Genomic DNA, 24,205 nt, shown 5'->3' on the forward strand with positions numbered 1-24,205 from the left:
CGTCACTCGACGCGGGCGACGACGGCGAGCTTCCTGATGCCCTGGTTGCGATAGGCGTTCAGGAACGCATAGTAATCCTTGAACGAGACGCAGCCGTTGGAATCGCCGTTCGGCCCGAGCATGTAGGTGTGCGCCAGAAGCCCGGAACGGCCATAGATCGAGTCCTCGCCGCCGACCGGGGTAAGCCTGAGCGCCGGCACGCCGTGGAACAACGCCTCGCGCGGCTTCAGTTCGTAGATATGCGGCGGCGTCACGCCATGCATGCGGATTTTCGCCGAGCTCGGATCGTCGAGCTTAGAGCCGAGCCCGGAATGCGCTTCCAGCTTGGTGCCGTCAGGCAGATAGACGGTGCGCGCGGTGATGTCGTAGACCGCCGTGTCCCGATCATAGGGCGGCGATCCACCGAGCATCGGATTCTGGGCCGGCTTGATCGCGCTGGTGACGCTGGCATCCGCCGACGCATAGGCGAGCAGCGAGTTGGTATGATCGCGCTTGCCCCACAGCTTTTCGGTGATCGACGTCCGCTCGCCCGAGGCGATCGACATCACCGCAGCCTTGGCGCGCTGCGCCATGTCGCGCACGGAATCGCCGGCGCTCTTTTTCTCGGGCAAGGGCAGCGGCGCGTTCATCGCGACCTGCTGCGCCGGTGCCCCATCCTTCTTCGCCGCGCCGGCATTTTTCGGCGAGCTTGCAGTCTTGACCGCTTCCGCAAGCCTCGCACCGACCGTCTTCGGCGCTTCGGCAAGCTTCGGCGCGTCCGGCGCGGGAGCGGCTTCCGCGGCGCGCGACTCCACGCCCTGCGGGGCTGAAGCGGCAAAGCGCTCGTTGAATTGCATCGGCGTGATCGCAGCCATGGTCGCGGGCTTCTCGATCACGGCGGCCGGCGACGGCAGCGCGGCAAAGGTCTCGCTCACGGCCTGCGCGGCGCTGCGCGAGGCGATGCGCGGCGCTGGCTTGACGACGGGCTCGTCATAGCTCGCCGTGCCGAGCGTCGGATAGACGCTCGCGGAAAGGATGTAGGAATGCACCGTCCAGGCACAGCCCGCGACAAGGCATGCGACCGCAACGCCGCCGAACAGATTCTGGGAGATGGCTCTGCGGGAAGAACTCTTACGCTTCCGGGCCTTGCGGCCGGTACTCATACTCATACGCCTTGCGCCCAGGACGGTTCCACACTGTTCCCCTTCAAGTGCCGTGACCGGTCACACCCGATCCAGCGTCTCGCAGAGGCGCGGAGCGTCATTAAGGCGACTTTTCGTTAAATGCCGATTAAACGCGGGCAGATGTGAGGCAGGTCAGGAGGCAGTGCCATTTCGGTACAGCCTCTTGAATTTGCTCACCTATTCTTGCGGTGATTTTATGGCAGGATCAGTAGTTCAGCTTCGGATACCAGTCGGTGCCGCGGCCTTCCGGGGTGGTGTCGAGCACGGTCCAGAGCGGGTCGAAATCCGGCGCGCCGCGCGGATCCTGCCCGGGATCGGCGGTCGCCATGCCCATCTCGCCGCCCCAGAAATGGCGGATGGCGCCATCGCGTCGCGTGAACACGTTGTAGCCCGGGACATCCGCATCCTCGCGGCTCACATAGGCGCGGGTATAGTCGCCGGCGAAATCCGAATAGACCTTCATGCGCGTCCAGCCGCGCGCCTTCTTGGCCTCGACCAGCCGCGCGATCGGCGAGCGCGCGACAAAGACGAAGGCGATGCGCTGCGCGACGTCGGGCAGCTTCGCCTCCCACGTGCTCATGAACGAGGTGCACATCGGGCACGGCTTTTCGCGCTGCGGGCCAAACATGTAGCTGTAGATGACGAGCGTCGCCTTGTCCCCGAACAGGTCGGCAAAGGCGACCTTACCCTCCTCGCCCTCGAATACGTAGTTACCGGCAACAGCGCCGCCCGGCGGCAACGCGCGCCGCATCGCCGCCACGCGCTCGATGTGACGGCGCAGCTCGATCTCCTCGGCAAGCAGCGCCTGCCGCGCGCGGCGGTATTCGGTGCTCTCGTTGGGATAGCGGACAGTGCTCGCGCCCGCGAGCGCGATGGCGGGTTTCAGGTCGCTCTGGTTGCTCATCTCATCACCTCTCCCGGCTGATTGGGTACAAGACGAAGCGGCAGGCGCCCCTCCGACAGGGCGCTGGACTTTTTTACTGCAGTTCCGGCGGCGGAGAATGGTCGATGACCGCGCCCCTGGCCCCTTCCAGCAGCTCAAGGGCATAGGTTTCGATCACCAGCGGACCGCGCTTGCGCGACAGCTCGGCGACGCGTTCCACCCGGGTATAGGCGTCGCGCAGATAGGCCGGTGGCCCGAACGGCCTGACCTCGTCGACATAGAGCACGCGGCCGGCGAGCAGTTTCGGATCCGGCTCGCCCATCGCGATCCAGCGGATGCGCTGCGTCGGCTGCACCACGCAGGTGCCGCGCGGCATGTAGAAGGAAAGCCAGGCCGTGGTGCCGTAGTCGGGCGCGAGCAGGCAGGTGGCGCCAACACGCGCGCGCACCGCCTCGATCTGCCCCGCCAGTTCGCGCCAGCCGACGCCGATGCTGCGCACCGTCGCGTCGCGCTGGTAGAGCGAAAGCACGCCGGTATTGGCCTGAAGCACCAGCAGCACGAACATCAGGATGCCCGACGGCGCCGCCCAGCGCAGGCAGAATTCGGCCAGCCGCCGCGCGCGCGGCTCCCAGGTCACGAGATGAGCAGCCACCGCGGCCGCAACTACGAATGGCGGATAGACCGGCGCGAACCAGTTGGCTTCGACGCGGGCGTGCAGCGCGTGCCAGATGAAATAGGCGACGATGACCCAGAATGTCGCGTTGATCAGGATGCGCGCGGCGGGCTCTCCGGCTTTTCCGGTGCGCAGCGCATGCAGACCCATCGCGCCCAGGATGAAGACGAGCGGCGTTGCGAAGGCGATCTGGGTTGGAACCAGCTCGGCGATGAAAGCGGGGCGGAAATCCTCGATCCGGGCGCGGCCGATCTGCTTGATGAAGGAAACCCAGTGATGCTCGGCGTTCCAGATGATGACCGGGGAGAACACCGCGAGCGCGACCAGGCCGCCGGCATAGAGCCAGGGCGAGAGCAGCCAGCGCCGCAGCTTCGGAACCGCGGCGAGCCAGATCAGGATCGCCGGGCCGAAGAACAGCGCGGTGTATTTGGACGATAGCGCGCAGCCGGCGGCGGCGCCCACCGCCAGCCACCACGCGCCCCGCCCGGTTTCGTGCACCTTGGCAAGGAAGAACAGGATGAAGCTCGCGGCGACCAGAAGCGGCGCATCCGGCGTCACGATCATGGTGCCGACCGCCGCCATCAGCGTAACGTTGAGCAGGATGGTCGCGGTCGCCGCCGCCCGCGCGCCGCCGAACAGGATCTCGGTCGCGCGATAGACCGCAAAGCTCATCGGCAGCGCGAGCAGGATCGAGGCCAGCCGCACGCCGAGTTCGGTGTCGCCGGCAACCATGATGCCGAGCCGGATCACCAGCGCGACCATCGGCGGATGATCGTAGTAGCCGGGCGCGAGATGCTTCGCCCAGGTCCAGTAATAGGCTTCGTCGAAGGTAAGCGGGGTGAAGGCTGCCGCCACCAGGCGCAGGGCAACCAGCGCGACGACCGTCAGCACGGTGTTGCGGCGAAGCAGCGCGTCGTTCGCGCTCATCGGGCGGTTATCGCTTGCGCCAGACGAACAGTCCGGACATCGCGTAGTTCCACACCACGCCCATCAGCGCGCCGGCAGCTCCCGCGAGCCACCAGATCGGCTCCTGGTCGTAGACTGAGAAGGCGACGCCGACATTGGCGAACAGCCCGACGCTGCAGACCAGGTAGAACGCGATCAATCCGCGCAGGATCGCAAAGCCCTTCAGCCGCTGGTCGCGGTAGGTGAGGAAATTGTTCAGGATGAAGTTCGTGGTCATCGCGACGAAGGCGCCGGCGGCCTGCGCCTCCGCGAACGGCACCTTGAACATCTCGAGCGCGATGAACAGCGTGGTGAGATGCACGACGAGGCCGCTGCCGCCGACCATCGCGAACAGGAGGAAGCGCAGCGATATCGTGTCGTTGGTCAGCTTCGCCAGCACGAGCCCGAGGAAATCCAGCGCGACCATGGAATCGAGCTTGCTCTCGCCGTGCAGGCGGGTGCCGAAGCTGTAGGGGACTTCGACCGTGCGCAGCTTGCCATGGGCGGTCGCGACGATGTCGAGCAGGATCTTGAAGCCCTGCGTCGAGAGCTGCGGCGCGAGCTCCTCGAAGCGGTCACGCCGGATCATGAAGAAGCCGCTCATGGGATCGGCGACGCTCACGCCCAGCGTGCGCTTGGCGACCTCGGTGGCGAGCGCGCTGGCGCCGGCGCGCTGCCGGTCGAAACTGTCCGCGCTGCCGCCTTCGATGTAGCGGCTGCCGACCACGAGCTCGGCCTCGCCGCTGTCGAGCAGCGCCAGCATCTTCGGAAGCTGCGCCTCGTCATGCTGCAGGTCGGCGTCCATGACCGCGGCATAGGGCGCGCTGGAGGCGAGGATGCCCTCGATGCAGGCGCCCGACAGTCCGCGTCGGCCGATCCGGCGGATACAGCGGACGCGGGCGTCCTGGTGCGACAGCTCGCGCACCACCTGCCAGGTTCCATCAGGCGAATTGTCGTCGACGAAGACGACTTCCCACGCAATCCCGGACAACGCCGTCTCCAGCTTGCGGTAGAGCTTGGTGACGTTGTCGCGCTCGTTGAAGGTGGGGACAACGACCGATAGCTGGAGCAGGCCTCCGGCGTCTCGACCGGCGGCCTGTTGCTGAGGGCTTTGGGCGCCCGGTCTGACGGCTTCATGCATGAGCGCCAGCGTATATCCGCAGCCCCCCGCCCTGCCAAGCCAAGCCGGCTACGGATTTAAGCGTTTGCGGTGGGAAAGCGGCGGAAAAAGAGGACAAAAATGCCAACGACCACGAACAACGGACTGCGCGTACATCCGGCGGCAGCCCTGCTATTCCGTGGTCGTCCCAGCGCCGGAGCTGTTTCAGGCTCGACGTCGCCGTTAATAGGCTAGATGGGAACGACGGACGCCCTCCGCAAGGGGGCGAACCTTGCCGCTAGTGTGGTGGTTCGGAAGTTCTCCTCATTGTGCCGCGAGTCCGTCAAGAGAACTTCCGAACCAAAACCACACTAGAATCATAAATTTGCTAGTGTCCTTTCGGACCCGAAGTTCGCAAAAGAGCCCACCGCAAAATGACGCGAACTTCGGGTCCGGGACACTAGTTCGGCACGTCGCGAATCACCGGCCCGCGCGGCGCGGGCGCGGCGGGTGCGGCCGTCGCCGGCTGCTGCACCGCGGCGGGCTTGGCGGGCTTGCCGAATTGGCCGATCGGCCCGTAGGCGACCGCAGCCACCAGCACGATCGCGGCAACGATCGCGCCCAGAATACCCGCCACCGACTCCGAGGTCATCCGCGCTCCCTCAAGATTCATTCGTCAGCATTGATAACACGAAAATGACGATGGCAAAAATGCGCCGCGCTCGACCGCGGCGCGTGCCACTTTGTCGCCTTATGGCCAAGGCTTTGCGATTTGATTAGTCTTGCTCTCGCCCCTCCTGCCAAACGAGAAACCACCGTGACCAAAGCCCCGACGTCAGCCGCAACAAAATCCGGCAACATCTATATCGGCATCGGCGGCTGGACCTTCGAGCCGTGGCGCGGGGTGTTCTATCCGGACAAGCTCGCGCAATCGAAGGAGCTCGCCTATGCGGCGTCAAAGCTCACCTCGATCGAGATCAATGGCACCTATTACGGCTCGCAGAAGCCCGAAAGCTTCCGCAAATGGGCCAGCGAGGTGCCGGACGGTTTTGTGTTCTCGGTCAAGGGGCCGCGCTTCGCGACCAACCGCCGCGTTCTTGGCGAGGCCGGCGACTCCATCAAGCGCTTCTACGATTCCGGCGTGCTCGAACTGCGCGACCGGCTTGGACCCGTGCTCTGGCAGTTCGCGCCGACCAAGAAGTTCGACGCGGCCGATTTCGGCAAATTCCTCGAGCTGCTGCCGCGCAAGCTCGACGGATACGCGCTGCGCCACGTCGTCGAGGTGCGTCACGACAGTTTCTGCGTGCCCGAATTCGTCAGTCTGGTCCGCCAGTTCGAAACGCCGGTGGTGTTTGCCGAGCACGGCAAATATCCAGCGATTGCCGACGTGGCCGGCGACTTCGTCTACGCGCGGCTGCAAAAGGGCAATGACGGGATCAAGACCTGCTATCCACCGAAGCAGCTGGACGCGTGGGCGAAGCGGTTTGAGGCCTGGGCGGCCGGCGGCGAGCCGGACGACCTGCCGCGCGTCGACAAGGCCAAGCCGAAAACGCAACCGCGCGACGTGTTCGCCTACGTGATTCACGAGGGGAAGGTGCGAGCACCGGCCGGGGCGATGGAACTGATTGCACGCGTGAGCTGAATATCGAGCCAACATGGCCAAAGCCAAAAAATCTTCACCATCGGCTATGAGCAGACGCCGCCGAAAGCGGTGCTGGACGAACTTGAAAAGGCCGGCGTGAAGCTTTTGGTCGACGTGCGCGCCGTCACCTCGTCGCGCAGGCCGGGCTTTTCCAAGAACCAGCTCGCCGCGGGACTGGACGAGCGCGGCATCGCCTACCTGCATCTGGCCGGCCTCGGCACGCCCAAGGAAGGCCGTCTGGCCGCGCGCAGCGGCCAGTACAAGGAGCTGCACAAGATCTACGCCAGGCACCTGAAGACGCCGCAGGCGAAGGAGAATCTCGACGAACTCGCGGCGCTGGTGAAGCAGGCCGGCCCGGTCTGCCTGCTCTGCTATGAGCGCGACCACAGCCATTGTCATCGGCAATGGATCGCCGAGATCATCGAGGAACGCGATGGCGTCAAGGTCGAAAACCTGGCACCGCCGCAGGTCTGACTATCTCTCGCCTTCGATCTGAAGCGTGCCTTGCATCATGGGCGCGCAGCCGCCCCCGACATGAACGGAGACGATCTTGCCGCCTTGCTTGCGCACGCGCGTCAGCAACAGGCTCGGCCGGCCCATGTCGACGCCCTGTCCAATCGCAAGCTTCAGTTCGCTGTCGCGCGCCGGATCCAGATCGGCGAGCAGCGCGGCGCAGGCCGCGGTCGCACTGCCGGTCGCAGGGTCCTCGGAAAGCCCGCTCGCGCCGGGATGGAACATCCGCGCCTGCAGTTCGCAGGGCTTTTCGTCCGACGGCACATCGCGGGTGTAGAAATAGATCGCATCCGATTCGTCATGCGGAAATGTCTCCGCAAAGGCGGCCGCACTCGGCCGGGCGCGACGCAACGCTTCGCGCGAGGTCAGTTCAGCCACCAGGAACGGCAGGCCGACCGAGACGATCTGCGGCCGCTGCCGGTCGACCCTGACATCGGACGCCGACAGCGAGAGGCAGCGTGCGACCTGTTCGGCGGAAAATTCCGTCATCCGCTTCAGGGGCTGCGGTGCGGTGAGCTCGGCACCGGTCACCCTGCCCGCTTCCTGCAGGATTTCGACCGGCACGAGACCCGCCTTCTCCTCGAACAGAAGCCGCGGTGGAGGCGTCGTGGCGCGCATCGCCAGCACGAAAGCGGTGCCGACATTGGGATGGCCGGCGAAGGGGATTTCGCTCCTGACGGTGAAGATGCGGACCTCGGCATCGTGCCCGGCTTCGCGGGGCGGCAATACGAACGTCGTTTCCGAATAGTTGAACTCGGTCGCGATCGCCTGCATCTGCGCGGTCGATAGCCCGCCGGCGTCGAGCACGACCGCGAGTGGATTGCCGCCGAACGGCCGATCGGTGAAGACATCAACCGTCACATAGCGCCGCTGCATGGTTGCTTCCTTGCTATCCGAGCCGCCACACCGTTATCGGTTGCTCATAGCCGCGCACGGCGACTTCGCCAAGCGACACCGCATCGGCACAGGCATGCACGATTGCATCGTGGACCGCAGCCGAGATCAGGAGCTGGGAATTGAACTCCTTGTTCAGCGCCTCCAGGCGCGACGCGAAGTTCACGGTGTCGCCGATCACGGTATATTCCTTGCGCCGCGGCGAGCCGATATTGCCTGCGACCACCTCGCCGAAATGGATGCCGATCCCGATCCGCAAGGGCCAGCTGCTGCCGCGGTTGATCTCGTCCATCGCCGCCAGCATCTCGCGCGCCGCGGTGACGGCATGATACGGCGCCTCCTCCGCCTCGAACGGGGCGCCGAACAGCGCGAGGAAGCCATCGCCCAGGAACTTGTTGACGATGCCGCCATGGCGGTCGAGGATCTCGACCAGCACGGCGAAGGCGCCGTCGAGCCGGTCGACAACCTCCTCCGGGGTGCGGGCCCGTGCGCCGGCTGTGAAACTGCGAAAATCGACGAACATCACGGCCACGCGACGGATGTCGCTCGCCGTGCTTGCACCTTCCGCCATCAGTCGCTCCACCACCTGCGGCGAGACATGCTGGCCGAACAGGTTGGTGATCCGGTCGCGGGCGGTGGCGGCCCGGATGCTCGCCGCGAAGCCGCGGCGCAGCTGCACCCCGACCGCGCCGGCCAGCACGCCACAGATCAGCAGCATGGCGCTGCGCACGGCGTGATAGTAGATGTCGGGCGTGGCGTCCGATGCGATGGCGGGATGGTAGTACATCGCCATGATGAACAGCTCGACTGCTGCGACCGCACCGGTGAAGGTCGAGAGCCAGAAATCGAGCCGCAGCGTCGACAGGATGATGAAGATGAAATAGCTGAGCGGCCCGGCGAAGCCGAGCGCCTGCGCCGATCCCATGCTCTCCATGTGCAATCCGAGCACAATCGTCGGCATGGAGGTTTCGATGAAAGTCCCGATATACCGTCTGACGATGGAGATGTCGCGATCCCGCTTCAGATGGCTCGCGATGGCGGCATGGACCCAGAGCTCGAACAGGATGAACGGCACGAGGACGAACAAGAGCGCGGACGGATGCAGCCCGCCCCGCCACAGATGCGTCACAGCCACCGGATCGAACAGGTAAAGCACGCAGACGGACAGGCCGAGCAGTACAGCGGTCGCGATCAGCGCCTCGACCCGCACGAGCTCCGTGCGCATCACCTCGCGCATCAGCGCGTGATCGAAATCCTTCGATACCGCCTCCTGCGGTCCGATGCGCCGCAACCAATCCGCGAAGCGAGCCATCGCAGCCATCGCCAGCTCTCCACGACGATATTGTGCCTCAATCGAGCGTGCGGCGGAAGCGCGTCACGGCAATTGTCATGGCGAGCAGCATCAGGCCGACCAGCGCAATTGTGTCATATTGCAGGTTCGGCAGCGTCGCCCCCTTCAACATGATCGCACGCACGATCCGCAGATAGTGGGTCAGCGGCAGCCCCTCGCCGAAATATTGGGCCCAGACCGGCATGCCGGCAAACGGAAACATGAAGCCGGACAACAGGATACTCGGCAGGAAGAACATCATCGAGAGCTGCATCGCCTGGAGCTGGTTTTGCACGATGGTGGAGAAGGTGTAGCCGATCGCGAGGTTGGTGGTGATGAACAGCGTCGACAGGAGCGCCAGCAGCGTCACGCTGCCGAGGATCGGGACCCCGAACAGCAGCACGCCGATCCCGATGATCAGCACCGCCTGGATGAAGCCGACCAGCACGTAGGGAATGATTTTGCCGAACATCACTTCGACGGGCTTGATCGGCATCGACAGCAGGCTCTCCATGGTGCCGCGCTCGATCTCGCGCGTCACCGACAGCGCGGTGAAGATCAGCATGGTCATGGTCAGGATGGTGCCGACCAGGCCGGGCACGATGTTGAGCCGGGACGAACCCGCCGGGTTGTAGCGGGCGTGCGCCCGGATCTCGAACGGCAGCGCCGGCGGATCGCCGACGAACAGGTCGTGGGCGAGCGCGGTCTGCACCACGACACTGAGCGAAGACAAGGCCGCACTCGCCGCGATTGGATCGGTGGCGTCGGCGGCAACCAGCAGCGCCGGATGGTCGCCGCGCCTGACCGCGCGCTCGAAGCCGCGCGGGATCTCCACGCCGAACAGCACCTTTCCCGACAGCAGCAGATTGTCGAATTCGGTGACGTCATGGACCTCCCGGGTGAAGCGGAAATAGGCGGTGTTCTCCAGCGCCTTGAGGACCGAGCGCGCGAGGTCGCTGTCCTCCTGCAGCAGCACCGCGGCCGGCAGATTGTGCGGCGTGGTGTTGATCGCATAGCCGAACAGGAGAAGCTGCATGACCGGGATCATGACGATCATGGCGAACGACACGCGGTCGCGCTTGAGCTGGATGAACTCCTTGATCACCATGGCGAAGCTGCGGCGCCAGAAGCCGAAGCGCGGCTCGGCGGCCGCATTCGCCACGCCTGCGGTCTCGACGGCGCTCATTGAAAATTGTCCTTCGAGCGGCTCATCAATTCGATGAACACGTCCTCGAGCGAGGGATGGGATTTCTGCCAGTTCAGGTCGTCGCGGTGGCGCCAGGGCGCGATCGTCGCCTCGAGCGCCTCGGCGTCGCGGCCGGAAACGTGCAGGCTGGTGCCGAACGGCGCCACCATGTCGACGCCGGGCTGGCCGGGGAGCGCGGCCGCGAGCGCTCCCAGCTCGTCGCCCGTCACGGTGTAGGTCGTGAGCGCGGAATTGGCGATCACCGCCTCGACCGTGCCGTGCGCGAGCAGATGGCCATAGGCGATATAGGCGATCTCGTGACAGCGCTCGGCCTCGTCCATGTAGTGGGTGGAGACCAGCACCGTCAGCCCCTGCGCGGCGAGCGCATGGATCTCGTTCCAGAAGTCGCGCCGCGCCTTGGGGTCGACGCCGGCGGTGGGCTCGTCGAGCAGCAGCAATTGCGGATTGGGCAGCGTGCAGGCCCCGAGCGCGAGCCGCTGCTTCCAGCCGCCGGAAAGTTCGCCCGCGAGCTGCTCCTCGCGGCCGGAGAGACCGAGCCGCTTGATCATCTCGCGCGCGGCGCCGCGCGCGTCCCGCATGCCGTAGAGCCGCGCGACGAATTCGAGATTCTCGCGCACCGAGAGATCCTGGTACAGGCTGAAGCGCTGCGTCATGTAGCCGACCAGGCGCTTGATGCGGTCGGCATCGCGGCGGATGTCGTAGCCGAGGCAGGTGCCCTCGCCGCGGTCGGGCGTCAGCAGGCCGCAGAGCATGCGGATGGTTGTGGTCTTGCCGGAACCATTGGGGCCGAGGAAGCCGTAGATCGAGCCGCGTTTCACCTGCATCGAGAGATCGTGCACGACCTCGCGGCCGCCGAACGATTTCGACAGCCCGCGGACGTCGATGGCGACCGCGGATGTCATTGCCGGGCCGCGACGGGTGTCTTGGGGTTGAGGTAGACGCTGATCGGCTGGCCGACGCGCAGCGCATCAGGCCGCGATGGACGCGCCTGGATCAGATAGACGAGCTTGTTGCGCTCATCGAGGCTATAGATCACCGGCGGGGTATATTCGGCCTGCGTCGCGATGAAGTAGATCCGCGCGGTGAGATCGGCGGCGCAATTGTCGCAGGTCACCCTGACCTCGTCGCCGATCGAGAGTTTCGCAAGCTCGGCTTCCGGCACGAAGAAGCGCAGCTTCATGTTGCCGGGTGGCATGATCGACAGCACCGGCCGCTGCGCAGCCACCATCTCGCCTTCGCGAAAATAGATCTGCTGGATGGTGCCGGCGATCGGGGCATAGCCGTTGCGGCGCTCGAGCCGCGTCCGCGAGGTGTTGACGCGGGCTTCCGCCACCCGCAAGGCGGAGACGGCCGAATCCAGCGTCGCCTGGGTGCCGGACCCGGTCTTGCTCAGGGAGGCGGCGCGGTCATAGCTCTGCTGCGCATTGGCCAGCGTTGCGAGGTTCTGCTTGTGGTCGGCCTGCTGCAGATCGTCATCGACCGAATAGAGCGGCTGGCCCACCTTCACCTCGTCGCCCTCGCGCACGTCAAGCCTGGTGACGCGACCGGATTCATCGGGGCTGACGAAGATCATGTCGGCCTCGACCCAACCCTGGTAGCCGGGATCGCGCTTGCCGTCGCAGCCGGCAAGCGCCGCGGCGAGCAGGAGGCCGGCGAGCACGCGCAAAATCTGGCGCGGCGCGGTCATGTCACCCTCCGTTCGCCGAAAATCAGGTCGAGATGGGTGCGCAGCATCTCGACCGCGTCGAGCGGCGCGTGCCTGTCGAACAGGCTCTTCCAGATGATCGCGACGATCGCGGGCGCCACGACGATCTGCGGAAAATCCTTCAGCTTCGCTTCCCGAATCTCGCCGCGCGCGATCCCCGCCTCGATCAGCCCCCGCATCGCGGCAAGCCCGCGAGAGATCACCTCGCGATAGTAGAAATCGGCGATCGCCGGGAAGCGTGGTCCCTCGGCGACGATCAGACGGATGATGTCGGCGCGCCGCGTCGCCGCCACCTCCTGGATGAACGTGTTGGCAAAGGCTTCGAGCGCGTCCCGGATCGATCCGGTGGCCGGCGGCGGCGTGGTGATGCGTTCGAGGACGGGTACGATCGCGGTGCGAACCAGTTCCTCGAACAGCGCCTCCTTGTCCTTGAAGTGCAGATAGATCGTGCCCTTGGCGACGCCGGCGCGCCTGGCGACGTCGTCGAGCCTTGTCGCCGTGAAACCGCGGGCCACGAACTCGTCCAGCGCCGCCTCGACGATGGCCGCACGCCGCTCCGCTGCCCGCTCGCTGCGATTTGTCCGTCCGGCGGCCCTGCCCTCGGCAGAGGTCCGGGCGGCTTTGGCAGGCGGTGCCGTTTTTGTGGCGTTTGACATGGAGAACATTATGACTGACTGGTCAGTCATATTCAATAGCCCTCCGATCACCTCGCCGTGAGCGGGATTTCAGATGAACCGATGCTCCCGACAGCCGCCCGCGATTGAGCCCTCGGAGCATGGCCCCTCCCTCTGCTGAACCTTCGCTAATCTGCGGCAAGCCGCCCCCGCCCGCCCTGATGCGGATCAAGGCGGGGGCCGACGCGTGATGGCTGGAATAGTCAGATGTGGAATTTCAATCCGTCGACGATCTTGTCGATCACCTTGCGCTCGGCGCGAAAGGCCAATCCCACCAGATTGAGATCGGCACGGCTGACGGCCTTCACCACCTCGCGGTTGGCGGCGTCGTGCGTCGTCCTGAACATGTCCTCGGTATAGAGCGCGGGCGTGACATTGCGCGCCAGCGCCCGTTCGAGCGCACGCGACAGCGCCGCGCGATCGGCGCCATAGATCAGGATCGGCTAGTACCTGCTTTCCGAAGTTCGAGAGCCCTCGCGGCAGCTCCGTTGCGAACTTCGGAAAGCAAAGGGTACTAGCAAGCTTATGACTCTAGTACCGCTTTCGATCTGAAGTCCGCGTCGCCGATTCATGGAAGCCCGTGCGCGGACTTCAAATCGGCGGTACTAGCCGATCAGCGACAGATATTTGGTGCCCGAGCCGTCCTCGTAAGCGTCCCCGATGCACGCCGGAAACGCCGCCGCGATGCCGCCTGCAAGGAACGCGGCGACGTTGAGCTTCTGCCAGGCCTCGAGATCGGTCCGGATCAGAACCGCGATCTTGGTGTCGAACTGCATGGCCAGCAAGTTAGCGTGGATCTCGGCTGCCGGCTAACCCCTTGGCTAACCCTCGTCTAACCCTTGGCGTCGCAAGCCCAGGCGCGAATCACGCATTCCTTGCCGCCGAACTTGTAGCATTCACGCGTCGCGGCATTCAGCGAGCTCGAAATATGCGGCCGTACCGCATAGCCATGCGGGCCGCAGGGGTTCTTCATGTCGACCGACAGCGCCGCGCAGGCGCGCTTCATGCTGATGGCCGTGCAGTCGCCCTTGCATTGCTTGAGCGCGGCGGCGCGCGCGGCGGGCTCGGCCGCATAGTCATAGGCCTGGCCGTAGGCGCCGCATTTGCCGATGGCGAAAGCCCCCGCGCCCCAGGCTTCCGTCACGAAACGTGTCCCGGCGATCGCCAGGGTCAAAGCCAATGCCAAGAGCGCGCGGCGCTGCGCGACGGCAGTCGAAACGATCACGAAACCCCTCCCCCAAAACCCGGCGGGGAATCTAGGGGCGGGACGTTTCCACTTGGTGAACGCGAGGTTGAGAAAGACGGTTTATCCGCGCCGCGCGGCTTCCAGCGCCTGCGGCGTGTCGATGTCGAGAAAAGCGCTTTCGCCATCGACAGGCACTTCGGCGACGACCTCGCCGTGCTTGCCGATCAGATGGCGTGCGCCGATGTCGCCGTCGAGCGTCATCAGCTCCTTGAAGAAGCGGCGCGACCACAGCACCGGATTGCCGCGCCGGCCTTCCGAGACCGGCATCACGATCAGATTGCCGCGGTCGGGCGCGAAGGATTCGATCAGGCGGTCGATCAGGCCGGCGTCGATCAGCGGCATGTCGCCGAGGCAAATCAGCGCGCCATCGGCATTCTCGGCCACCGCCGAGATGCCGGCCTTGACCGAGCCGGCAAGGCCATCGGCGAAATCGGGATTGCGGACGAACTTGACCTTCAGGCCTTCCAGCGCCTTCTCGACCAGCTCGGCCTGGTGGCCGGTGACGACGATCACCTCGGATGCTCTCGATGCCAGCGCCTGCTCGGCCGCGATCCGCACCAGCTTCTTGCCGCTGAGTTCGGCGAGCAGCTTGTTGGGCCCGCCCATCCGCGTCGAGCGGCCGGCGGCGAGGATGATGGCGGCGACCGCGCGGCTGCCTTCGGTCTCGGGCTTGGTGCGCGGCTGCGGCCGCGTCACGATTTCCATCAACAGGCCGCCGACGCCCATCCCCATCAGCTCGCCGCGGGTGACCTTGAGCCCCGCGAGCAGCCGCATCAGCACCCAGTCAAAGCCGTTCTCCACCGGCGAGCGGGCGCAGCCCGGCGCGCCCAGCACGGGCACGCCCTTGGCGCTGCCGATCAGGAGCAGGTTGCCGGGATCGACCGGCATGCCAAAATGCTCGATCGCGCCGCCGATCCCGGTGATCGCGGATGGAATCACATCGCGCCGGTCCGCGATCGCGGATGCGCCGAACACGATCACGAGCTCGGCGCCGAGCTCCAGCAGCTCCTTGATCGCGGCCGAGAGTGCCGCTTCCTCATGTACCACGCGCCGCTCGGCGATAACGGAGGCGCCCGCCGGCGCCAGCCGCTCGGCGGTGACGCGCAGGGTCTTGTCGATCACCTTCGGCGAAAGGCCCGGCAGCAGGGTCGAGACCACGCCGACGCGCTTGATCACGTAAGGAGCGACCCGCAGCGTACCGCGGCCGGCGGCCTGCACCGCGACATCGCGCAGCTTCGCCTCGACGCCGAACGGGATGATCTTGACGGTCGCGACCATCTCGCCTTCGACCACGGGCTTGTAGGCGGACAGGGTCGCGAAGGTGATGGCCTCGTCGACGCCGTTGATGCGATCGACCGCGGCGCGATCGACCACCAGCACGCCGGCGCGCGCGGCAAACAGATTGGCGCGGCCGGTGAAGGCACGCTCGGCGGTAATGCCTCCGCCGGTGACGGCTTCCGCGATGCTGCCGGCCGCCGCATCCTCGGAGATGTCGCCCTGGTCGAGCCGCACCACGACGATCTCGGCAACGCCGGCCTTCTGCAGCGCCTCAACCTCGGCGGCGCCAATGGTCGTGCCCTTTTTCAGGACGAGGGAGCCCTGACGGAGCGTATGGACGGTCACCCCGCCAATCGCATCAGCCGGACTGGCAGGACCGAATTTCATGCCGCTACTTCTTTTTCCTTGGGCGGCAGCCGGAGCTGCGCCGTGATTTCCGCCATGATCGCGACCGCGATCTCGGACGGCGAAACCGCGCCGATCGGCAGGCCGATCGGTGCATGGATGCGCGCGATGTCACTCTCCTTGGCGCCCTGCCCGCGCAGCCGCTCGGCGCGCTTGGCGTGCGTCTTCCGCGAGCCGAGCGCGCCGATATAGAAGCAGTCGCGCTCGAAGGCGTGCAGCAGCGCCGGATCGTCAATCTTGGGATCGTGGGTCAGCGCCACGAAGGCGGTGTAGTGGTCGATGTTGAGCGGAGGCAGCGCGACATCGGGCCATTCCGCGATCAGCGGCACGTCGGGGAAACGCTCGGGGCTTGCGAACGCCGTGCGCGGATCGACCACCGTCACGTCGTAGTCGAGCGAGCGCGCCAGCGGCGCGAGGGCCTGGCTGATATGCACCGCGCCGACGATCACGAGCTTTGCGGTCGGCGCATACACGTTGAGGAACAGCTTCCGCCCTGCGGCTTCCACCATGCCGCTCTTGCCCATGCGAAGCTGCTTTGTCAGCTCGCCGCGCAGCGGATCGGCGGCGAAATCGCTGGCCTTCACCAGCCGCTGCGCGCCATTTTCGACGTCGGTGACCAGGATCACCGGGCGGCGCGCGGCCCGCTCGGCGTTGAGCTCTTTCAGGGTTTCCAGCTTCACGACCCGACCTTCTCGACAAACACGCGGATGGTGCCGCCGCAGGACAGGCCGACATTCCAGGCGGTCTCGTCGGCGACGCCGAATTCCAGCATTCTCGGCTGGCCGCTCGCGATCACGTCCATCGCCTCGGTGACGACGGCGCCCTCGACGCAGCCGCCGGACACCGACCCTAAGAACGTGCCGTCGTCGTTGATGACGAGGCTCGAGCCCGCGGGCCGCGGCGCCGAGCCCCAGGTCTCGACCACGGTGGCGAGCGCAACGCCGTGGCCCGCCTTCTGCCATTCCTCGGCGGCTTTCAGGATGTCTTCGTCGCGATTGAGCATGACGACCTCGTTCAGGCTACGGAGCGGATCAGGCTGCGGTGATGCGGCGGCAGCGGCGCCGAAAGCGCCCTGATCAGCCCCTCGATCGAACTCAAATTATGCACCGGGCGGAATTCGTCAACGTGCGGCAACATCATTTTGATGCCCTGCGCCTTGGGTTCGAAGCCGCCGAAACGGAGCAGCGGGTTGAGCCAGATCAGCCGCCGGCAGGAGCGGTGCAGCCGGTCCATCTCGAAGGCAAGGCGCGCATCCGCCTCCCGCTCCAGCCCGTCCGAGATCAGGAGCACGATGGCGCCCTGGCCGAGCACCCGCCGCGCCCACAATTTGTTGAAGCTGTGCAGCGAGGTCGCGATCCGCGTGCCGCCGGCCCAGTCCTCGACCGCCGAGGAGCAGCTTGCCAGCGCCTCGTCGGGGTCGCGGGCCCGGAGCGCCCGCGTCACATTGGTCAGCCTCGTGCCGAACAGGAACACCGAGACGCGCTTGCGGGCGTCGGTGATGGCATGCAGGAAGTGCAGGAACAGGCGGGTATATTCGCTCATCGAGCCCGAGATATCGAGCAGCGCCACGATCGGCGCCGGCTTTTCGATCCGCCCGAGCTTGCGGATATCGACGATCTCGCCGCCGGTGCGCAAGGAGGCGCGCAAGGTGCGGCGCATGTCGAGCTTCAGCCCGCGCGGATCGGGCCTGCGGCGGCGGGTCTCGAACTCCGCCTGCGGCAATTTCATCGCCGCGATTGCCCGGGTCGCCTGCGCGATCTCGGCGGCGCTCATCTGCGCGAAATCCTTCTTCTGCAGGATCTCCTTGTCGGAGACCGACAGCTTGAGGTCCTGCTCCTGGACCTCGTGCTCCTCCCGCATGGAGGGCTGCGACAGCGCCTCCTGCACGCGGCGCGAGGCCGGTGGCGGCTTCTTGCGGGCATGGTCCGGCAGCGGCACCGAATCCAGCATGTGCTTCCAGTCCTCGGCGGCACGGAAGAACAGGTCGAAAGCCTGTCTGAAGATCAGCGCATGCTCGTGGCGCTTGACGAAGATCGCCTGCAGCGTCTCGAACACGTCGGCGCGGTTGCCGATGTCGATCGCCTCGAGCGCGTTCATGGCGTCGATGACGGCGCCGGGCCCGACGGGAAGGCCGGCGGCGCGGAGCGCACGCGCAAAGCCGACGATGTTGTCGGCGATATTGCCGGTCGGCGGCGCAAGGTGGTTGATGGCCATCGCACTATCCGCTCCGTCATTCCGGGTCCGCGCAAAGCGCGGACCCGGAATGACAGGTCAATTCTCGCTGGTCGTTTCCTTCAAGACCTTCTGCAAGCCCTCGCCCTGCATCCGCGCGATGTCGTCCTGGTATTTCAGGAGGGCGCCGAGCGTATCGCCGACCACCTCAGCCGTGAGCGAGCGCGCATCGAGCTCGGTCAGTGCCGTGGCCCAGTCGATGGTTTCGGCAACGCCGGGCGACTTGTAGAAGTCCTGGTCGCGCAGCGCCTGCACGAAGCGCACGATCTGCTGCGACAGCTTTGCCGAGATGCCGGGCAAGCGTGTCTTGACGATCGCAAGCTCGCGTTCGGCCGTGGGGTAATCGACCCAGTGATAGAGGCAGCGCCGCTTCAGCGCGTCGTGGATCTCGCGGGTGCGGTTGGACGTGATGATCACGATCGGCGGCTTGGGCGCCTTCACGGTGCCGAATTCGGGGATGGTGACCTGGAAGTCGGAGAGGATCTCGAGCAGGTAGGCCTCGAACGCCTCGTCCGCGCGGTCGAGCTCGTCGATCAGAAGCACCGGCGGGCCCGCCACGTCGGGCTCCAGCGCCTGCAACAACGGCCGCTTGATCAGGAAGCGGTCGGCGAAGATGTCCGACGACAACTGCTCGCGATCGGTTTCGCCAGCGGCTTCCGACAGGCGGATCGCGATCATCTGCGCCGCGCTGTTCCACTCATACACCGCGGAGGCGACGTCGAGTCCCTCATAGCATTGCAGGCGAATCAGCTTGCGGCCGAGCGCGGCGGCCAGCACTTTCGCAATCTCGGTCTTGCCGACGCCAGCCTCGCCTTCGAGAAACAGCGGCCGACCCATCCGCAGCGACAGGTACGTCACGGTCGCGAGCGACCGCTCGGCGAGATAGCCGCGCGACGTCAGCAATTCGAGCATTGCATCGACTGATGCAGGCAGTGCCGCTGCACTCATGAGCGAGCCAGTCTTGTTGGGCCTGAAGCAGGCGATTGTTAGCCTTTGGCGGTCGCCGCCTCGACCGCGCGACGCGCCACCACCGCGATCAGATGCGCGCGATATTCGGCGCTGCCGTGCAGGTCGTTGTTCAGCCCGTCGGCCGAAACCACGAGCCCGTCGAGCACCTTGTGCGAGAAGCGCTTCTTCAGCGCCTCCTCGAATGCGGTGACGCGGAACACGCCGTTGGAGCCCGCGCCGGTGACGGCGACGCGCACGTCCGACGGACGCTTGGCGACGAACACCCCGACCAACGCATAGCGCGAGGCCTGGTTGCGGAATTTCACATAGGCAGCCTTCTTCGGCAGCGGGAACATCACCTTGGTGATGATCTCGTCAGGTTCGAGCGCGGTCGAGAACAGGCCCTGAAAGTATTCTTCCGCCTTCAGCCGCCGCTTGTTGGTGACGATGGTCGCGCCGAGCGCCAGCACGGCGGCCGGATAGTCGGCGGTCGGATCGTTGTTGGCGAGCGAGCCGCCGATGGTGCCGCGGTGGCGCACGGCGGGATCGCCGATCTGGCTCGCGAGATCGGCCAAGGCCGGGATCGCCTCGCCGACGATGGGGGAATTGGCCACCTCGGCGTGGGTCGCGGTGGCGCCGATGACGAGCGAGCGCCCCTTCATCTCGATGCCGTTGAGGCCCTCGATGTGCGAGAGGTCGACCAGGTGCGGCGGGCTCGCCAGCCGCTGCTTCATCACGGGGACCAGGGTATGGCCGCCCGCGATCAGCTTGGCGTCCTCGTTCTTGACCAGCAGGTTGGCCGCTTGGCGCACGGTCGCCGGACGATGATACTTGAATTCATACATGGGAATGTCCCGATCGCTGTCGCGAGATTGACGGTTTAAGCGAGGTCGGACTTCGCCATCGCCTTGGCGCCGGCTGCGATCGACAGAACGATGTTCTGGTAGCCGGTGCAGCGGCAGAGATTGCCTTCGAGCTCCTCGCGGATGACGTGGTCGGAGAGTTCGTGACCCTTGCGGTGGACGATGTCGATCGCGGTCATGATCATGCCCGGCGTGCAGAAGCCGCACTGCAGGCCGTGATGCTCGCGGAACGCCTCCTGCATCGGATGAAGCGGCGCGCCGTCGGCGGCCAGCCCCTCGATGGTCTTGACCTCGTGGCCGTCAGCCATCACGGCCAGCGTGGTGCAGGACTTCACCGCCTTGCCGTCGAGATGCACGACGCAGGCCCCGCATTGCGAGGTGTCGCAGCCGACATGGGTGCCGGTCAACCGCAGGTTTTCGCGAAGAAACTGAACAAGCAGGGTGCGGGGATCGACATTGGCGTTGACGGGGTTTCCGTTCACGATGATTGAAATCTTGGCCATCAGCACTCTCTTATCTGTCCGGCCGCATATCGGCAAAACAGGCGGGTTTTAGCAGTATTCGCAAGCCATAATATGGGCCATCCCGGCATTGAGCAACCTCGGCCGGGCCAACCTGATATGACCTGAAGCAACGATTCCGCCAATCAGCCCTGAACCGCCTTGGCGAAATTTGCAAAGAATTCGTCGGCCAGTTTCTTGGCCGTCCCGTTGATCAGGCGCTGGCCGAGCTGGGCGAGCTTGCCGCCGATCTGGGCCTCGACATTGTAGCTCAACAGCGTGCCGCCGTCCTTCTCGGCAAGCCCCACGACGGCGCCGCCCTTGGCAAAGCCGGCCACCCCGCCCTCGCCCTCGCCCGAGATCTTGTAGCCGTTGGGCGGGTCGAGATCACTCAAGGTCACCTTGCCCTTGAAGCGGGCCGACACGGGTCCGACCTTCATCTTCGCCACGGCGCGGAAGCCGTGCTCGTCGGTCTTCTCCAGCTCCTCGCAGCCGGGGATGCAGGCCTTGAGGACCTCGGGATCGTTGAGCTTGGCCCACACGGCCTCGCGCGGCGCAGCGAGCTGGACTTCGCCGGTCATAGTCATAGCCATGTGGTTTGTCTCCCCGTATCACGTTAAAGCTGCCCCCCAAGTAAGGCAGACGGGCCCCAAAAGGAAGGGGAACGTGGCGGGGGCGGCGATGCATATTCGCAGGTGCAAAAATCCGGCGTGGTGGTTCAGAAGCTCTCTTCATTGCTGTAGCGATTTGGTCGCGCGCACGCTTTGGCATTGGCAGCGGCCGGCCGGAGTGCTTAGGTCGCGCGCAGCATGAGCACGTCTCTCTCCCCGCTGCTTGCACCGATGCTCTCCAGTGCGCCGATGCGCGCGCTGTGCGACGATGCGTCCTATCTGCAGCGCATGCTGGATTTCGAGGCGGCGCTGGCGCGCGCCGAAGCCGCCGTCGGTGTCATCCCGCAGGCCGCAGCCGGGCCGATCGGCAAGGCCTGCATCGCGGCGTCATTCGATCTCGCGGAGCTCGCCGAGGCGGCGACGCGCTCGGGCAACCTCGCGATCCCCCTGGTCAAGGCGCTCACGGCCAACGTCGCCGCCATCGATCCCGAGGCCGCGCGCTACGTGCATTGGGGCGCGACCAGCCAGGACGTGATCGATACCGCGACCATGCTGACCCTGCGGCCGGCGATCGATGCGCTGGTCGGCGACCTCAACCGCGCCATTGCCGGCTTTGCACGACTGGCTCGCCAGCATCGCAACACGGCCGTGGTCGCGCGCACCTGGCTGCAGCACGCGCTGCCGATGCCGTTCGGGCTGAAGCTCGCCGAATATGCCGCGGCACTTGCCCGCTCGCGACGGCGGCTGGAGCGGCTGCGGGTTGAGGCGCTGGCGCTGCAGTTCGGCGGCGCCGCCGGCACGCTCGCCGCGCTCGGCGACAAGGGCCTCGCGGTTGCGGAAAAGCTCGCCGAGATCCTCAAGCTGCCGCTGCCTGAGGCGCCCTGGCACACCCATCGCGACCGCGTGGCCGACATGGCCTCGGTGCTCGCCATCGTCACCGGGAGCTGCGGCAAGATCGCGCGCGACGTCTCGCTGATGATGCAGACCGACGTTGCCGAAGCCTTCGAGCCGGCGGGCGAAGGCCGCGGCGGCTCGTCCACGATGCCGCACAAGCGCAACCCGGTCGCGGCCGCGAGCGCGCTGGCTGCCGCCACCATGGCGCCGAACCTCGCCGCCACGATCCTCGCCGCCCAGGTGCAGGAGCATGAGCGCAGCGCCGGGCCCTGGCATGCGGAATGGCCGACGCTGCCGACGCTGCTGCTGGTCACCTCGGGTGCGCTCGCAGCTATCGTCGACCTCGCCGAGGGGCTGGAAGTGGACGCGGCGCGGATGCGGACCAATCTGGACGCGACCGATGGGCTGATCATGGCGGAAGCGGTGACGATGGCGCTCGCCGAAAAAATCGGCAAGGGCGAGGCGCATCACCTCGTCGAGGCCGCCAGCAAGAAGGCGGTTGCGGAGAAGAAGCATTTGCGCGACGTATTGACCGCCGATCCGAAAGTTGCCGCAGAACTCAGCGCACAGGAGATCGCAAAACTGTTCGAACCGATGGCCTATCAGGGCGTCTCGCAGGCGCTGATCGACCGGCTGCTCGCTTCGCTCGACGACAAATGACCGGAGAAGACCCGCGATGCCCATGATCGATGCCGACGGCTGCCTCATCAACGTCGCGGTGGAAGGCCGCCAGAGCGGGCCGACACTGATGCTGTCGAACTCGCTCGGCTGCACGCTGAAGATGTGGGAGCCGCAGATGAAGGCGCTCGGCCAGGTCTTTCGCGTGATCCGCTACGACCGGCGCGGCCACGGCAAATCCGGCGTGCCGCCCGGCCCCTATTCGATGGAGCGTTTCGGCCGCGACGTGCTCGCGATCCTGGACGATCTCAACATCGACAAGGTGCACTGGTGCGGGCTGTCGATGGGCGGCATGGTCGGACAATGGCTCGCGGCCAACGCGCCGGAGCGGTTCGACCGCATCGTGCTCGCCAACACCGCCTGCTACTATCCCGACCCCACCAACTGGCTGAACCGCATCAAGGCGGTGAAGGAAGGCGGCCTCGCGGCTGTCGCCGACACCGTGATCGCCGGCTGGCTGACCGCCGATTTCCGCGAGCGCGAGCCGCAGATCACCGCCAACATGAAGGCGATGCTGCTCGCCTCTCCCGTTGCGGGCTACATCGCCTGCTGCGAGGCGCTATCGACGCTGGACCAGCGCGAGCTGCTGCCGAAGATCAAGAGCCCGACGCTGGTGATCGCCGGCCGGCATGACATGGCCACGCCAATTTCAGCCGGCGAGATGATCCGCAGCCGCATTCCCGGCGCGAGCCTCACCATCCTCGACGCCGCCCACATCTCCAACGTCGAGCAACCGCACGCCTTCACCGAGGCGCTGGTCGGTTTCCTGACGCAGAGGTAGTTTCAATCGTCATTCCGGGGCGATGCGAAGCATCGAACCCGGAATCTCGAGATTCCGGGTCTGGTCCTTCGGACCATCCCGGAATGACCGGAGGGTTCTCATGGACGACCAGCAGCGCCGCGACGGCGGCATGGGCCAGCGCCGCAAGGTGCTCGGCAACGCCTGGGTCGACAAGTCGATCGCTGGCCGCAACGCGTTCAACACCGATTTCCAGGACCTGATCACGCGCTACGCCTGGGGCGAGATCTGGACCCGGCCGCATTTCGACGAGCGCACCCGCCGCGTGCTCGTCATCGGCACCATGGTCGCGCTGGGGCAATGGGACGAATTCCGCCTGCATGTGCGCGCAGCGCTCGCCGAGGGTGGCTTCACGCCCGACGACATCAAGGAAATTCTCTTGCAGCAGGCGATCTATTGCGGCGTGCCGGCGGCCAACCACGCCGTCAAGGAAGCCTCAAGCGTTATGCAGGAGCTCGGGCTGTCGAAGTAGCGCGCCCGGTCGCGGCGCCGGCCGCTCGACCGCGAGCACGATGGCCGTGCCGAGCAGCAGCAGAAGCTCGGTCGCATGCAGCTTGAGCGCGGCCGGCTCTCCGGCCTGAGCCGCCAGCACCATTCCGGCAAAGCTGATCAGGCTGCCGATACCGAGCGCGATGCCTAGCGCCTCGTCGGAGCCGCCGTTCTCGCGCATGCGCGTGCGCGTCAGCAGCGCGACAAAGAGCGCGAAGAACGCGACGACGGTGAGGCGGCCGAGCGCAAGCAACCAGGCGGCGCGCATCGTGCTTAGGGCATTGAGCTGCAGGTGATCGCTGATGAAGAGCGCGAGCGAGATGTTGGGCCGCTCGTAAAGCCCGTGGACCGGCGAAACCATGATACGCAAGGCGTTCATGGTCCAGGTCGGGATGAAATAGGCCGCCAGCAGCACGCCGCTGATTGAACTGATCCGCCAGTGTTTCGTCATGTCGCTTCCCGCTGGCCCTGCGATTGTTCTGCGGCATCGCGGGCTCTGCGGACGACGTAAACAGCCTACACAGCCACCTTCAA

General features: G+C 65.9%; 26 protein-coding genes and 2 pseudogenes. 5 read left to right on the forward strand and 23 right to left on the reverse strand.

The genetic code is table 11. From position 1 onward, the window contains the following. Positions 1 to 2: 2 nt before the first annotated feature. From QOU61_RS25310 to QOU61_RS25330, 5 genes are all read right to left on the reverse strand, one after another. Positions 3 to 1,142, reverse strand: a complete 1,140-nt coding sequence (locus tag QOU61_RS25310; RefSeq protein ID WP_502876977.1) for a DUF2778 domain-containing protein — start codon at positions 1,140 to 1,142, stop codon at positions 3 to 5. Between the two features lie 226 nt (positions 1,143 to 1,368). Then, a complete protein-coding gene (locus QOU61_RS25315) occupies positions 1,369 to 2,067 on the reverse strand; it encodes a DUF899 family protein (protein ID WP_289653921.1) in 699 nt (232 codons plus the stop codon). Positions 2,068 to 2,140: 73 nt separating this feature from the next. Further along, a complete protein-coding gene (locus QOU61_RS25320) occupies positions 2,141 to 3,646 on the reverse strand; it encodes a glycosyltransferase family 39 protein (RefSeq protein WP_289653922.1) in 1,506 nt (501 codons plus the stop codon). A 7-nt stretch (positions 3,647 to 3,653) separates the two neighbouring features. Further along, positions 3,654 to 4,805: a glycosyltransferase gene (locus QOU61_RS25325; RefSeq protein ID WP_289653923.1), complete on the reverse strand. Its 1,152-nt coding sequence runs from the start codon at positions 4,803 to 4,805 to the stop codon at positions 3,654 to 3,656. Between the two features lie 418 nt (positions 4,806 to 5,223). Continuing rightward, positions 5,224 to 5,415: a hypothetical protein gene (locus tag QOU61_RS25330; protein ID WP_289653924.1), complete on the reverse strand. Its 192-nt coding sequence runs from the start codon at positions 5,413 to 5,415 to the stop codon at positions 5,224 to 5,226. A gap of 165 nt (positions 5,416 to 5,580) precedes the next feature. On the opposite strand from QOU61_RS25330, the gene QOU61_RS25335 reads away from it, so the two are divergent. Both QOU61_RS25335 and QOU61_RS25340 read left to right on the forward strand, forming a co-directional pair. Further along, positions 5,581 to 6,405: a DUF72 domain-containing protein gene (locus QOU61_RS25335; protein ID WP_289653925.1), complete on the forward strand. Its 825-nt coding sequence runs from the start codon at positions 5,581 to 5,583 to the stop codon at positions 6,403 to 6,405. Continuing rightward, positions 6,406 to 6,879, forward strand: coding sequence for a DUF488 domain-containing protein (locus QOU61_RS25340; RefSeq protein ID WP_289661742.1), 474 nt, complete (start codon positions 6,406 to 6,408; stop codon positions 6,877 to 6,879). Here QOU61_RS25340 and QOU61_RS25345 read toward each other — a convergent pair whose 3' ends face one another. The 17 genes and pseudogenes from QOU61_RS25345 to QOU61_RS25425 form a co-directional block, all read right to left on the reverse strand. Beyond that, the gene (locus QOU61_RS25345; protein ID WP_289653926.1) at positions 6,880 to 7,794 is read right to left on the reverse strand and encodes a PhzF family phenazine biosynthesis protein; all 915 of its coding nucleotides are present in this window, start codon (positions 7,792 to 7,794) and stop codon (positions 6,880 to 6,882) included. 13 nt (positions 7,795 to 7,807) lie between these two features. Then, on the reverse strand, positions 7,808 to 9,124 hold the full coding sequence (locus QOU61_RS25350; RefSeq protein ID WP_289661744.1) for an adenylate/guanylate cyclase domain-containing protein: 1,317 nt from the start codon (positions 9,122 to 9,124) through the stop codon (positions 7,808 to 7,810). Positions 9,125 to 9,161: 37 nt separating this feature from the next. Further along, positions 9,162 to 10,328 carry an ABC transporter permease gene (locus tag QOU61_RS25355; RefSeq protein ID WP_289653927.1) on the reverse strand — a complete coding sequence of 389 codons (1,167 nt, stop codon included), beginning with the start codon at positions 10,326 to 10,328 and terminating at the stop codon, positions 9,162 to 9,164. Continuing rightward, positions 10,325 to 11,251 (reverse strand): ABC transporter ATP-binding protein, encoded by a 927-nt coding sequence (locus QOU61_RS25360; protein WP_289653928.1) that lies wholly within the window; start codon positions 11,249 to 11,251, stop codon positions 10,325 to 10,327. The genes QOU61_RS25355 and QOU61_RS25360 overlap by 4 nt, the downstream gene beginning before the upstream one ends. Next, on the reverse strand, positions 11,248 to 12,036 hold the full coding sequence (locus QOU61_RS25365) for an HlyD family secretion protein (protein WP_289653929.1): 789 nt from the start codon (positions 12,034 to 12,036) through the stop codon (positions 11,248 to 11,250). Before QOU61_RS25365 ends, QOU61_RS25360 begins: the two co-directional genes overlap by 4 nt. Next, positions 12,033 to 12,710, reverse strand: coding sequence for a TetR/AcrR family transcriptional regulator (locus QOU61_RS25370; protein ID WP_289653930.1), 678 nt, complete (start codon positions 12,708 to 12,710; stop codon positions 12,033 to 12,035). The genes QOU61_RS25365 and QOU61_RS25370 overlap by 4 nt, the downstream gene beginning before the upstream one ends. Before the next feature lie 227 nt (positions 12,711 to 12,937). Continuing rightward, positions 12,938 to 13,171, reverse strand: a pseudogene (locus QOU61_RS25375) (DUF2000 family protein); the annotation flags it as partial. Between the two features lie 165 nt (positions 13,172 to 13,336). After that, positions 13,337 to 13,504, reverse strand: a pseudogene (locus tag QOU61_RS25380) (DUF2000 family protein); the annotation flags it as partial. Between the two features lie 56 nt (positions 13,505 to 13,560). Next, positions 13,561 to 13,950, reverse strand: a complete 390-nt coding sequence (locus tag QOU61_RS25385; protein WP_289661746.1) for a DUF4189 domain-containing protein — start codon at positions 13,948 to 13,950, stop codon at positions 13,561 to 13,563. 84 nt (positions 13,951 to 14,034) lie between these two features. Further along, positions 14,035 to 15,639 carry an NTP transferase domain-containing protein gene (locus QOU61_RS25390; protein WP_289653931.1) on the reverse strand — a complete coding sequence of 535 codons (1,605 nt, stop codon included), beginning with the start codon at positions 15,637 to 15,639 and terminating at the stop codon, positions 14,035 to 14,037. Beyond that, positions 15,636 to 16,337 carry an XdhC family protein gene (locus QOU61_RS25395; protein WP_289653932.1) on the reverse strand — a complete coding sequence of 234 codons (702 nt, stop codon included), beginning with the start codon at positions 16,335 to 16,337 and terminating at the stop codon, positions 15,636 to 15,638. Before QOU61_RS25395 ends, QOU61_RS25390 begins: the two co-directional genes overlap by 4 nt. Continuing rightward, a complete protein-coding gene (locus tag QOU61_RS25400; RefSeq protein WP_289653933.1) occupies positions 16,334 to 16,660 on the reverse strand; it encodes an XdhC family protein in 327 nt (108 codons plus the stop codon). Before QOU61_RS25400 ends, QOU61_RS25395 begins: the two co-directional genes overlap by 4 nt. 11 nt (positions 16,661 to 16,671) lie before the next feature. Continuing rightward, positions 16,672 to 17,871: a vWA domain-containing protein gene (locus QOU61_RS25405; RefSeq protein WP_289653934.1), complete on the reverse strand. Its 1,200-nt coding sequence runs from the start codon at positions 17,869 to 17,871 to the stop codon at positions 16,672 to 16,674. A gap of 57 nt (positions 17,872 to 17,928) precedes the next feature. Further along, on the reverse strand, positions 17,929 to 18,837 hold the full coding sequence (locus QOU61_RS25410; RefSeq protein WP_289653935.1) for an AAA family ATPase: 909 nt from the start codon (positions 18,835 to 18,837) through the stop codon (positions 17,929 to 17,931). Between the two features lie 38 nt (positions 18,838 to 18,875). Then, positions 18,876 to 19,682 (reverse strand): FAD binding domain-containing protein, encoded by an 807-nt coding sequence (locus QOU61_RS25415; RefSeq protein WP_289653937.1) that lies wholly within the window; start codon positions 19,680 to 19,682, stop codon positions 18,876 to 18,878. A gap of 35 nt (positions 19,683 to 19,717) precedes the next feature. Beyond that, positions 19,718 to 20,203, reverse strand: coding sequence for a (2Fe-2S)-binding protein (locus QOU61_RS25420; protein ID WP_289653938.1), 486 nt, complete (start codon positions 20,201 to 20,203; stop codon positions 19,718 to 19,720). 143 nt (positions 20,204 to 20,346) lie between these two features. Further along, the gene (locus QOU61_RS25425; protein WP_289653939.1) at positions 20,347 to 20,793 is read right to left on the reverse strand and encodes an SRPBCC family protein; all 447 of its coding nucleotides are present in this window, start codon (positions 20,791 to 20,793) and stop codon (positions 20,347 to 20,349) included. A gap of 216 nt (positions 20,794 to 21,009) precedes the next feature. Between QOU61_RS25425 and QOU61_RS25430 the strand changes: the two genes are divergently transcribed. From QOU61_RS25430 to QOU61_RS25440, 3 genes are all read left to right on the forward strand, one after another. Further along, positions 21,010 to 22,365 carry a 3-carboxy-cis,cis-muconate cycloisomerase gene (locus tag QOU61_RS25430; protein WP_289653940.1) on the forward strand — a complete coding sequence of 452 codons (1,356 nt, stop codon included), beginning with the start codon at positions 21,010 to 21,012 and terminating at the stop codon, positions 22,363 to 22,365. A 16-nt stretch (positions 22,366 to 22,381) separates the two neighbouring features. Further along, positions 22,382 to 23,164, forward strand: coding sequence for a 3-oxoadipate enol-lactonase (pcaD, locus tag QOU61_RS25435; protein ID WP_289653941.1), 783 nt, complete (start codon positions 22,382 to 22,384; stop codon positions 23,162 to 23,164). A gap of 100 nt (positions 23,165 to 23,264) precedes the next feature. After that, positions 23,265 to 23,654, forward strand: coding sequence for a carboxymuconolactone decarboxylase family protein (locus QOU61_RS25440; protein ID WP_289653942.1), 390 nt, complete (start codon positions 23,265 to 23,267; stop codon positions 23,652 to 23,654). Here QOU61_RS25440 and QOU61_RS25445 read toward each other — a convergent pair. After that, positions 23,619 to 24,122, reverse strand: a complete 504-nt coding sequence (locus QOU61_RS25445) for a hypothetical protein (RefSeq protein WP_289653943.1) — start codon at positions 24,120 to 24,122, stop codon at positions 23,619 to 23,621. The genes QOU61_RS25440 and QOU61_RS25445 overlap by 36 nt on opposite strands. Positions 24,123 to 24,205 lie beyond the last annotated feature (83 nt).

The sequence above is a fragment of the Bradyrhizobium sp. NP1 genome, assembly GCF_030378205.1.
GTDB lineage: Bacteria > Pseudomonadota > Alphaproteobacteria > Rhizobiales > Xanthobacteraceae > Bradyrhizobium.

What these genes read in the sequence shown, in the direction of transcription:
- QOU61_RS25415 (WP_289653937.1), bottom strand. Translation starts at nt 19,682, where the DNA reads ATGTATGAATTCAAGTATCATCGTCCGGCGACCGTGCGCCAAGCGGCC.
- QOU61_RS25310 (WP_502876977.1), bottom strand. Translation starts at nt 1,142, where the DNA reads ATGAGTACCGGCCGCAAGGCCCGGAAGCGTAAGAGTTCTTCCCGCAGA.
- QOU61_RS25440 (WP_289653942.1), top strand. Translation starts at nt 23,265, where the DNA reads ATGGACGACCAGCAGCGCCGCGACGGCGGCATGGGCCAGCGCCGCAAG.
- QOU61_RS25390 (WP_289653931.1), bottom strand. Translation starts at nt 15,639, where the DNA reads ATGAAATTCGGTCCTGCCAGTCCGGCTGATGCGATTGGCGGGGTGACC.
- QOU61_RS25350 (WP_289661744.1), bottom strand. Translation starts at nt 9,124, where the DNA reads ATGGCTCGCTTCGCGGATTGGTTGCGGCGCATCGGACCGCAGGAGGCG.
- QOU61_RS25320 (WP_289653922.1), bottom strand. Translation starts at nt 3,646, where the DNA reads ATGAGCGCGAACGACGCGCTGCTTCGCCGCAACACCGTGCTGACGGTC.
- QOU61_RS25425 (WP_289653939.1), bottom strand. Translation starts at nt 20,793, where the DNA reads ATGGCTATGACTATGACCGGCGAAGTCCAGCTCGCTGCGCCGCGCGAG.
- QOU61_RS25445 (WP_289653943.1), bottom strand. Translation starts at nt 24,122, where the DNA reads ATGACGAAACACTGGCGGATCAGTTCAATCAGCGGCGTGCTGCTGGCG.
- QOU61_RS25365 (WP_289653929.1), bottom strand. Translation starts at nt 12,036, where the DNA reads ATGACCGCGCCGCGCCAGATTTTGCGCGTGCTCGCCGGCCTCCTGCTC.
- QOU61_RS25430 (WP_289653940.1), top strand. Translation starts at nt 21,010, where the DNA reads ATGAGCACGTCTCTCTCCCCGCTGCTTGCACCGATGCTCTCCAGTGCG.
- QOU61_RS25355 (WP_289653927.1), bottom strand. Translation starts at nt 10,328, where the DNA reads ATGAGCGCCGTCGAGACCGCAGGCGTGGCGAATGCGGCCGCCGAGCCG.
- QOU61_RS25345 (WP_289653926.1), bottom strand. Translation starts at nt 7,794, where the DNA reads ATGCAGCGGCGCTATGTGACGGTTGATGTCTTCACCGATCGGCCGTTC.
- QOU61_RS25360 (WP_289653928.1), bottom strand. Translation starts at nt 11,251, where the DNA reads ATGACATCCGCGGTCGCCATCGACGTCCGCGGGCTGTCGAAATCGTTC.
- QOU61_RS25325 (WP_289653923.1), bottom strand. Translation starts at nt 4,805, where the DNA reads ATGCATGAAGCCGTCAGACCGGGCGCCCAAAGCCCTCAGCAACAGGCC.
- QOU61_RS25420 (WP_289653938.1), bottom strand. Translation starts at nt 20,203, where the DNA reads ATGGCCAAGATTTCAATCATCGTGAACGGAAACCCCGTCAACGCCAAT.
- pcaD (WP_289653941.1), top strand. Translation starts at nt 22,382, where the DNA reads ATGCCCATGATCGATGCCGACGGCTGCCTCATCAACGTCGCGGTGGAA.
- QOU61_RS25400 (WP_289653933.1), bottom strand. Translation starts at nt 16,660, where the DNA reads ATGCTCAATCGCGACGAAGACATCCTGAAAGCCGCCGAGGAATGGCAG.
- QOU61_RS25370 (WP_289653930.1), bottom strand. Translation starts at nt 12,710, where the DNA reads ATGTCAAACGCCACAAAAACGGCACCGCCTGCCAAAGCCGCCCGGACC.
- QOU61_RS25315 (WP_289653921.1), bottom strand. Translation starts at nt 2,067, where the DNA reads ATGAGCAACCAGAGCGACCTGAAACCCGCCATCGCGCTCGCGGGCGCG.
- QOU61_RS25405 (WP_289653934.1), bottom strand. Translation starts at nt 17,871, where the DNA reads ATGGCCATCAACCACCTTGCGCCGCCGACCGGCAATATCGCCGACAAC.
- QOU61_RS25330 (WP_289653924.1), bottom strand. Translation starts at nt 5,415, where the DNA reads ATGACCTCGGAGTCGGTGGCGGGTATTCTGGGCGCGATCGTTGCCGCG.
- QOU61_RS25410 (WP_289653935.1), bottom strand. Translation starts at nt 18,837, where the DNA reads ATGAGTGCAGCGGCACTGCCTGCATCAGTCGATGCAATGCTCGAATTG.